Raw genomic sequence first — 8756 nt, forward strand, 5'->3', positions numbered from 1 at the left:
GGCTCCTGGCCATCATAAGGAAGTCATGGGTACAGCACGCAGCGCTCATGGCGCTGCGGTTGCTCCCATGTAAAACTCACTAATCTGAAATTCTGAGGCGGCCACTGAGGACGCCTTTACTGCAAACTGCCCGCATGGCAGAAGTGCAGGCCTGTCATGCTGCTTCTTCATCAATGGCTTACACAGCAGCATACAAAGCATGTGAGCCCCTGCGGCCCCAGAGCTCACCGCGTAACTGTACTGCAGTGCACTCTGAGAGTCTGTCTGTCAATACCTGGGACCTTAAACAGCTCTGTGGTTGTCACCTGGTCAGCCAATCTTTGGCTTGAGCGGATTTGGGTCCTTGTGAGACTGGCGCATCAGCAGACCAAGTCCCCAGAAGAGCACCTGGGTAGATGACGGACGATCACCACCATAGATCATGCGATAGACGCCATAGCCTATGAAGGCAAGACCTGCAATACGGCTGATAAAGAGCGGCTCAGCATGATTGAAGAAGTCCTTGATGCGCTCACGGGCAGCGCGGGCTTCATCGTTAAGACGGTAGGTGGCATTGATCATGGAAGTAGGAATCACGCTCTTTTCGTGCTGGGCATGATTGCCGGTAAGGAAATGGGACAGGCCCTCAAAGAAAGAGCGGGCATCGTCCTCGTCCATGGAATAGGTTACGGTGAGACTGCCAGTGACAGGGTTAACCTTACAGCTGTTAATATTCTCCACGCCTAAAATGGCCTGCTCGATGGCAGTGCATGTTTCCCTTGACTGGCCCTTTAATGCCTGAGCAGTGTAACGGCGACGGCCTGGCAGGGCATGAGCAATGACCAGACCTGAGTTTTGAGCTGAGAAAATTGAGCCCAACACAGAGCGTATGGAGGCGCCTACTTTGATTCCAAGGGCCATTCCTAAATTGGTCATAAATCTACCTCTTTGCTTTCCGTGCTGCCAGGATCAGCAGTTCTTTCAGGAAACTGTTCTGAGCAGCACGGGCTGCATCGTAATTAATCAGCACCGAACCGGTTACAGGGTTTATGGTGAAGGACTGAATTTCCTTAATGGCTGACAGCTCCTGCTCTACCTGAGAACGCAGCTGTTCATCGTGTTTAAGGTCGTCATAAATTACTCTCAGACGTCCCTCTATGCAGCTGGCAACCTCAACCTGGTTGACCAGATAACGGGCTTTGCCCTTCTCAGGTAATAATCGGGCAATAAGTCCTGCCATATTCTCTATCCTGTACCAGCGTAAAAAAAACCGGGCCCGGTCCACCTCACTCTACTGTGCCGCAAGGGCAGCACAACATGGAATCCTGAGGTCTGCAAATGCACAGTCGTCTGCATAAGAGCAAAGTACTGCATGATGATTTTACTTGTGCCCAAGCCAGATTCAGCAAGTAAAGCTGACAGGCAGGCCAAAAACATTATGCAGCCTGTAAACCTGGGCCATGCAGCAACACAATCATACACCTTTGCTGCAAATTATAAATACATCAATGCATTTCCAATAAATTTGCCTCGAAAAAAACGGGCGTAATGGAAGCAAAGACTGCAGCTGCCTTATTTCAAGGCTGTGACCAGACCAGAACAGAACAGTTCAAACAGGTCCTGAACTGTTCTGTCATACATACTGCACAGTATTCCATATTTCTACTGCGGGATCGACAGACATGCAGCAATATGAAAAACAGACAGCTGATAGATATTAGCACTACCTAACTGTCTCAATCAACTATAGCTAACTCCAATTGCATATAGCTTAATTGTGTTAGCTCTATCTTACACCAATCTCACCAGGCTTACTCACCCCAATCAGCACTGCCAGACTAAATGCAATGCAATGCAATGCAATGCCGCCGCAAGACCACGCCCCCAGTCCATGGCTCAGCCTGGCCATGCCACCATGCCATGGTCTGGCCCGCCGATCTGGCTGAAGCCGCGCCATCAGTCACCATGCCATGGTCTGGTCTGGCCTGGCCCCGCCGAGCTGGCTGTTACCAGCCCCCTGCGTCAAGAATGGGCCGGTCCACAACCCCTGTTGCGGCCAGTAATCTACTGAGCACAAACAAAAAGACCATATCCACAGCATTTTTACTGCAGATATGGTCTTTTTGTGCGGACTCAGTCAGGTCAGGCAAGCCATAAATGGCAGGGCCTGACCTGGTGTCCGTGATTGTAAAGCGGGGCTGGTTGGCTTAGCGCTTGCGCTTATTCTTGCTCTTGTTGCGCTGAGCTGTGCCATTGGAGCGGCGCTGCAGGCCGTTCTTTTCCTTTGCCTGGGTCTGACGTGACTCAGCTGCTTTGGCCTTAGCCTCCTGCCAGCTTTCTTTCCAGCCCTCAGGCAGGGCGTTATTGATATCAGCCATCAGGCTGTCAGCAATATCAGAGGCATAGGCCTTGATCTCAGCACTCTTATGGGAACCGTAAGGGATCTGTACGCAGTCAGCAAGGTCGATGCTGGTAATATCAAGGCCATCACCATTTACGGAAAGGGTGACCACAATGGCATCAGCGTGAACCAGGCCCAGGGTATCAGTTACCTCAACAAACTGATCATCAGCCTTGTCAGAGAAAGCAAAGAGATTAGTTGGAATCATGAAGCGCAGGCTGTTTTCATCATCAATGATGATGCGCTCAATGTTGAGCTTATAGTTGCGCAGCAGACGAGGGACGGTGATATCAGATGGCAGCATGCTGTCCTTGAATGTGTAGTCAGCATACTCAGGATCACGGTTGCGACGGCGCTTTTCCTGCTCGTTTTTCATCTCCACCAGCGGCTCGGCAATGGAGTTGATAATGTCAGTACTCAGGCTGTCAAAGTCGCTCAGATCCTTTTCTTTAAGCGAACGCAGACGGGTGGCAATATTGTCACTGCCAAGGAGCTCACCCTCACGTACCAGAACCTCGATGCTCTGACCTGAATCATTGAGCAGATCAAGGTCAAAAATGAGATAACCGTTGTTAATAAAGGTCATCTGTCTTGAGGTTTCCTCAAGGCTGAAAGGTGAGATATTGTCGCCAGGTGTGTAGTGAGCAGATGAGGCTATTTCCTTGAGAGCATCACTGTCGAGCATACTGCGGTAATGCTTGACCGAAGGATGGTCCTTGAGTGAGCCTACAAAGATATGCTTGATGCCGATGGCATAGCCGTCCTGATATGGAGGATCCACATCAACGCCAAAACCCTCATACAGAGAGCCCAGCATGGTATTCTCCATTTTGTACCAGACTACGCTCTTGCCATCAGGGAAAAGCACCACATCAGTCAGTATCAGGCTGTTGTAAAGGTCATCGAGGTTTTCGACAGGAGCAAAGCGGGCGCGCTGGTCATCAGGAAGCTTGTCAAACCACTCATAGACGAAGACATCGCGCAGCATGTCGGTAAGACCGTCATCTTCAACACTAAGCTGATTGCGCAGAGTGTTGATGGTCATGAAGATTGAAGACCAGTTGCTGTCCCAGCCCTTGAGCAGACGCAGGTTGAGGGTACGGCCCTTGTAGCGGTGCTTTTCACCCAGTTCTTTTTTGAGCTTGTCCAGTGACTCATACATGCGGCTGCGTGCAGCACCTGCCCCCTCAGAGCCCTCAGTACCTGAAGATTTGGCGGCTGCCGCCTCTTCAGCTGCAGCAGCTGCAGCTTCAGCCTCAGCGGCGGCCTTCGCCAGAGGAGAATCAGGCTCGGCATTACGGGCTGCGCGACGGGCTTCCTTGGCCGCATGACGCAGCTTGCGGCGCTCTTCTGCTTCCTTTTGCTCCTTTTCACGCTCCTGCTGGAAGAAGGTGTCCAGCCATTTGGACATGACAGGGAACATAAAGCGGGTCTGCTGACGTGATACTTCCACGCCAATCAGTTCACAAAGAGCCCTGACCTCAGAATCAATGCTGATCTTGTCGAGGCTGTCCAGTGGGGAGTCTATGATGTCAATCAGAGCCTGATTTGGTGACGGTGGGTAGTCATAATCAAGGGCATCAAGATCTTCGCCTTCCAGAGCAGCCGTAAGCATACGGGCACTGATATAGCGAAAATCAGAAAATTTCTCCATGCGATCCAGCACGATGCGGCATGTAATCTCCTTGCCTGACTCTGCAGGGCTCAGGCCTTCAAAACCCATGAGCCTGCATACAGCAAGATTGAACTGTGATGCAGAAATATGACCCACTGACATCTCCTGAAAAATTCTGTGGCAGTCCCGCCTGAGCATGACTTACCAGAACCACACAACCAACGAACAGCAGACTGAGAGGCTCTTAACCAGGTGCTACCATGCATGCGCTGGCACGCAGGTTAAGTTACCGGCAGAGCATCAGCCCATAATCTCTCATTATCATTACTATATAGCCAGACCGCATACGGCCTAGGAATAATCCATATCACACGCATTTTACGTGCCACAGGCCCGCCTTGCAATACCCCGCTACCACAACCCCGACAAAGTCGCCCTACAAAAGCTGTTATTGCAGTAAATTTTCCACTTTACAAAGCAAAATACAGAGCAATATTCAGAGTATAAATAGTCCATGCGGTATCAGGAACTGAACTGAACGAAACGTAATCGACAGTGCTCGACAGTTTACTCGAAGGAACCGTTCTTAACACTTATCTGTGCGCTGCAGAAACACAAAAGGCGGGACATAGCCCGCCTGTAAAAAGCTTTGATTCAGCCTGCCTGTCAGTTGAGCAGGGAGATTGCCAGAGATGGACGCTGATTGGCCTGAGACAGAATGGTCTGAGCAGACTGCTGCAGAATGTTGGTCTGGGTCAGGTTGGCAGTTTCAGCGGCAAAGTCGGTGTCACGCATGCGAGAGCGGACATCAGAGTGATTGCTGGAAACGTTGGAGTGATTACGCATGGTGGACTCAAGACGGTTCATGTAGGAACCAACATCACCACGACGTGAATCAATTTCACCAATGATGTAGTCCATTACAGCCAGAGCATTACGGGCATCTTCCTGGCTGTCCATCTTAAAGGTCATAGCATTGGCTTTACCATTAGCATCTTTTTGAACAGTAAAAGCACCCTTTGAAAGGGTTTCAACTGTATCTCTGCCACCATTAGGCTTTAGTGTATTTATAATCTCTGGGAGGAAGAAGTGCTCAATACGTGCATCAATAAAGGTACCAGAGTTGGCACCTACCTGAAGACGCAGCTTGCCAGGATCATAGTTACCAGCGTTTGCGCTTGGAGCCTCGTAAATAGACTCACCCTGTGCCTTCTGATAACCCATGAGGATCTTTTCGCCGCCGTAGGTGGTGTCAGTGGCAATTGCAGAAGCGTGGAGGAACAGGCTGTCCAGCTCGGTCTTGAGAGCAGCCAGATCGTTCTTGGAGTTGGTGCCGTTGGCGGCCTGAACCAGCTTGGTACGGGCAGTCTGGAGGCTGGTAACGATCTCGTCTACAGCGCCGTCTACGGTCTGCAGGAAGCCGATGCCATCATCGGAGTTGCGGTTACCCTGGTCAAGACCCTTGATCTGGGTGGTGAGCTGCTCGCTGATCTGGAGACCGGCGGCGTCATCCTCGGCAGTATTAATACGCAGTCCAGAAGAGAGCCTCTGATAACTGGTATTTAATGCCACAGTATTAATGTTCAGCTTATTCTGGGTATTAATAGAGCTGACATTGGTATTAACGAATAAAGCCATGATCAATACTCTCTCAGTCTGCTGTCTTAAAGGACAGGTGACAGATATTAATAGCTTGTTGAAATGAAAGAGAAATGCACAGGCACTCGCGCCCGACGCACTCCTGGCCGCACTGCCCGTGCAGGGTTACAGACTGAGCCATATGCGACTCAGGCTGTTATCAATACCGCACATGCTCCGCCAGTCCTCTCAACAGTGGTCAAAAGGTCCAGGCGGAGCAGCAAAGGTGCGGTAACGATACTGATCAGGGCCTTACAGACACAACAGAGCGGTGCCTGTAATGAGCTTACATGGGCCAGGCCATGTAAGCCTTAAACTCAGTCAGTTATCAAAAATTATTTGAGCAGAGCCATAGCCAGACTTGGGTTCTGGTTGGCCTGAGTAAGAATAGTCTGTGAAGACTGCTGAATCATGCTCTTCTGGGTAAGAAGGGCAGTTTCAGATGCAAAATCGGTATCACGCAGACGGGAACGGACATCGCTGTGGTTCTCAAAGCCGTTAGCATGATTGCGCATGGTGGACTCAAGACGGTTCATGTAGGAACCAACATCACCACGACGGGAATCAACCTCACCAATGATGTAGTCCATTACAGCCAGAGCCTTACGGGCATCATCATGAGTCTTGATGTCCAGGGTCATTGACTCTGCCTTACCGTCATTATCCTTAGCAATTTTGAATACACCGTCAGCAAGCTTCTCAATGGTGTCATTACCACCATTTGGCTTGTGGCTGTTGATAATCTCAGGGAGGAAGAAGTTTTCGATACGGGCATCAATAAAGGTATTGGCATTGGCACCTACCTGAAGACGAAGTGCGCCCGGATCAAAGTTAGCAGCATTTTGTGAGGCAGGCTCGTAAATAGACTCACCATTTGCTTTCTGGTAGCCCATCAGGATCTTTTCACCGGCATAGGTGGTGTCGGTTGCAATGGCTGAGCAGTGCAGGAAGATGCTGGAGAGCTCCTTGCCCAGTGCCTCGATATCAGCATGGGAGTTGGTGCCGTTGGCAGTCTGTACGAGCAGGGTACGGGCACGCTGGAGGCTGTTTACGATCTCGTCTACAGCGCCATCAACAGTCTGTAAGAAGCCAAGGCCCTCGTCAGAGTTGCGGTTGCCACGATCAAGGCCCTTAATCTGAGTTGTCAGACGCTCGCTAATCTGCAGACCTGCAGCATCATCCTGAGCGGTATTGATGCGGTGGCCGGAGGCCAGTCTGTGGTAGCTGGTATCCAGTGTGTTGGTGTTATTATCGAGCTTTCTCTGAACGTGAATTGACTTTACGTTAGTGTTAACAAATAAGGCCATGACTAATACTCTCTCTCTTTAGACCGCAGTAAGCTCAACTCATGAGACTGCCAGAACACGATTAAAATACTTCGATATGCACGCACTATGGTGCTTTTGCGGCGCCTGACATTGTCTTAGGCCCAGGGGCTGGCAATGTGCGCTCAATGACGCGCAGTCAAGCCGGACACCGGCCTCCTGAAAGCTCAGGTGGGCACTTCCTTATCGAAGCATTGCAGTGCTGATGATTTGCTGCACTGCTGTGCTCAGGACTGCATTCTTATCCTCAAAACTCAAATGCAGTCTGATGTCTGACCGGGACACTGCTATGCGTCCAGTGGTATTTTCCTGACTGGCAATGTGTTCATAAATTGCCGTCCGGGAAACCCAAACCATCTCATGCAATAAGCAAGCCGATCTTTTGACTGCATGGATAATGTGCATTCATGACGCAAACTGCAAATATTGCCGATAAATCGAGCTTTACTGTAAAGTCGGATTACCTTTTGACGATAAATACTGTGGCCCTGGCAAAAAAGACCAGGCTGCCCGCCAGAGACTGCACAAGCTGATACTGCGGGCCTATGCAATTTGCCGAGGTTTATATGGCGGTATACGTAAATACCAATGTCAGTGCCCTTCACGGGCAGAGATCTCTGAATAATATTCAGAGTCAGCTGACTACCAGCTATCAGAGACTGGCTTCGGGCATGAGAATCAACTCAGCCAAAGACGATGCAGCTGGACTTCAGATAAGCTCGAGGCTGACTACTCAGGTCAATGGCCTAAATCAGGGCAACAGAAACTCATCTGACGGCATTGCTCTGCTGCAGACAGCTGAAGGTGCTCTTGAAGAAAGTGTAGCTATGCTGCAAAAAGCACGCACTCTTGCGGTGCAGGCCGCCAATGGCACCAACACTCAGGAAGACATCCAGGCTATCAACAAAGAGATGACCGCCCTGTTTACTGAGATCAACCGTATTGGTAAACAAACCCGCTACGGTGGCAAGACCATTCTCGACGGCTCCGACGGCGATTCTCTTTACGGTCCACCAAAGGCCAACCAGACCGGTAATGATGGCCAATACTACGGACAGCTCGATCTTCAGGTAGGTGCCAATAAGGGCGACACCATCACTGTGCGCGTCACCAATGGTACTTTCAAGGCTCTTGCCTGGAATACTGGTCTTGGTGATGCTGAAACCAACACTTTCCTTAAATTTGACAACCACGGCAATGTTATTGCTGAGCTGCATACCGGCCCTGATGCTGCTCAGTCAGCCATTGAGCACCTGACCACCATGATTAATGGTGTTGAGGCCGAACGTGCCTCCTTGGGTGCTCTGATGAACCGACTGGAGTCATCTATTCGCAACCAGGCAAATGTTGCAGCCAATCAGGCTGATGCCCGCAGCCGCATAAGGGACGCTGACTTTGCCGAGGAAACAGCCAGCCTCAGCCAGCAGAGCATTATTCAGCAGGCTGCCTCATCCATGCTGATGCAGGCCAATACCCGCCCACAGCTGGGTCTTTCCCTGCTCGGCTAAATCCAGGGCTCTAAGCAGCACTGCCACGCCATGGCATGCCCCAGGGTCAAAGCCGGGCATAGCCCATGGCACCAGGTACATGACCAGGCAGCAGGCAGACAGCATGGTTCGCCCAAAAACAAAGGCTCAGATGCGTAAACATCTGAGCCTTTGTTTTTCTTGCGTACGTACTGTTTAAGTGTGGGGTGTAGATATTTCTACAAAAGCCTATAATTAAGCCATACCTTGCGACAGGGTAAAGTAGCTTTATCAGGCGCTTCTGGTGATCTGAACCGCACAGCGTTCTTCTA

The 8756-nt window shown here is 50.6% G+C and carries 7 protein-coding genes; 2 read left to right on the forward strand and 5 right to left on the reverse strand.

Annotated features, from left to right (window positions below):
- Positions 1-309: 309 nt before the first annotated feature.
- Positions 310-915 (reverse strand): heavy-metal-associated domain-containing protein, encoded by a 606-nt coding sequence (locus MXE41_RS11795; protein ID WP_246977854.1) that lies wholly within the window; start codon positions 913-915, stop codon positions 310-312.
- A gap of 4 nt (positions 916-919) precedes the next feature.
- Positions 920-1219, reverse strand: coding sequence for an HMA2 domain-containing protein (locus tag MXE41_RS11800; protein ID WP_246977853.1), 300 nt, complete (start codon positions 1217-1219; stop codon positions 920-922).
- Positions 1220-1351: 132 nt separating this feature from the next.
- On the opposite strand from MXE41_RS11800, the gene MXE41_RS11805 reads away from it, so the two are divergent.
- Positions 1352-1528 (forward strand): hypothetical protein, encoded by a 177-nt coding sequence (locus MXE41_RS11805; RefSeq protein ID WP_246977852.1) that lies wholly within the window; start codon positions 1352-1354, stop codon positions 1526-1528.
- Between the two features lie 658 nt (positions 1529-2186).
- Here the strand turns inward: MXE41_RS11805 and MXE41_RS11810 are convergent.
- The 3 genes from MXE41_RS11810 to MXE41_RS11820 all read right to left on the reverse strand — a co-directional run bounded on the left by MXE41_RS11810 (position 2187) and on the right by MXE41_RS11820 (position 6940).
- Positions 2187-4151: a hypothetical protein gene (locus MXE41_RS11810; protein WP_247100621.1), complete on the reverse strand. Its 1965-nt coding sequence runs from the start codon at positions 4149-4151 to the stop codon at positions 2187-2189.
- A 510-nt stretch (positions 4152-4661) separates the two neighbouring features.
- Positions 4662-5633 (reverse strand): flagellin, encoded by a 972-nt coding sequence (locus MXE41_RS11815; RefSeq protein WP_247100622.1) that lies wholly within the window; start codon positions 5631-5633, stop codon positions 4662-4664.
- A 335-nt stretch (positions 5634-5968) separates the two neighbouring features.
- Positions 5969-6940 carry a flagellin gene (locus tag MXE41_RS11820; protein ID WP_247100623.1) on the reverse strand — a complete coding sequence of 324 codons (972 nt, stop codon included), beginning with the start codon at positions 6938-6940 and terminating at the stop codon, positions 5969-5971.
- A 584-nt stretch (positions 6941-7524) separates the two neighbouring features.
- Here MXE41_RS11820 and MXE41_RS11825 point away from each other — a divergent pair.
- The gene (locus MXE41_RS11825) at positions 7525-8466 is read left to right on the forward strand and encodes a flagellin (RefSeq protein ID WP_246977848.1); all 942 of its coding nucleotides are present in this window, start codon (positions 7525-7527) and stop codon (positions 8464-8466) included.
- Positions 8467-8756 lie beyond the last annotated feature (290 nt).

The organism is Anaerobiospirillum sp. NML120449, assembly GCF_023051105.1.
GTDB lineage: Bacteria > Pseudomonadota > Gammaproteobacteria > Enterobacterales > Succinivibrionaceae > Anaerobiospirillum.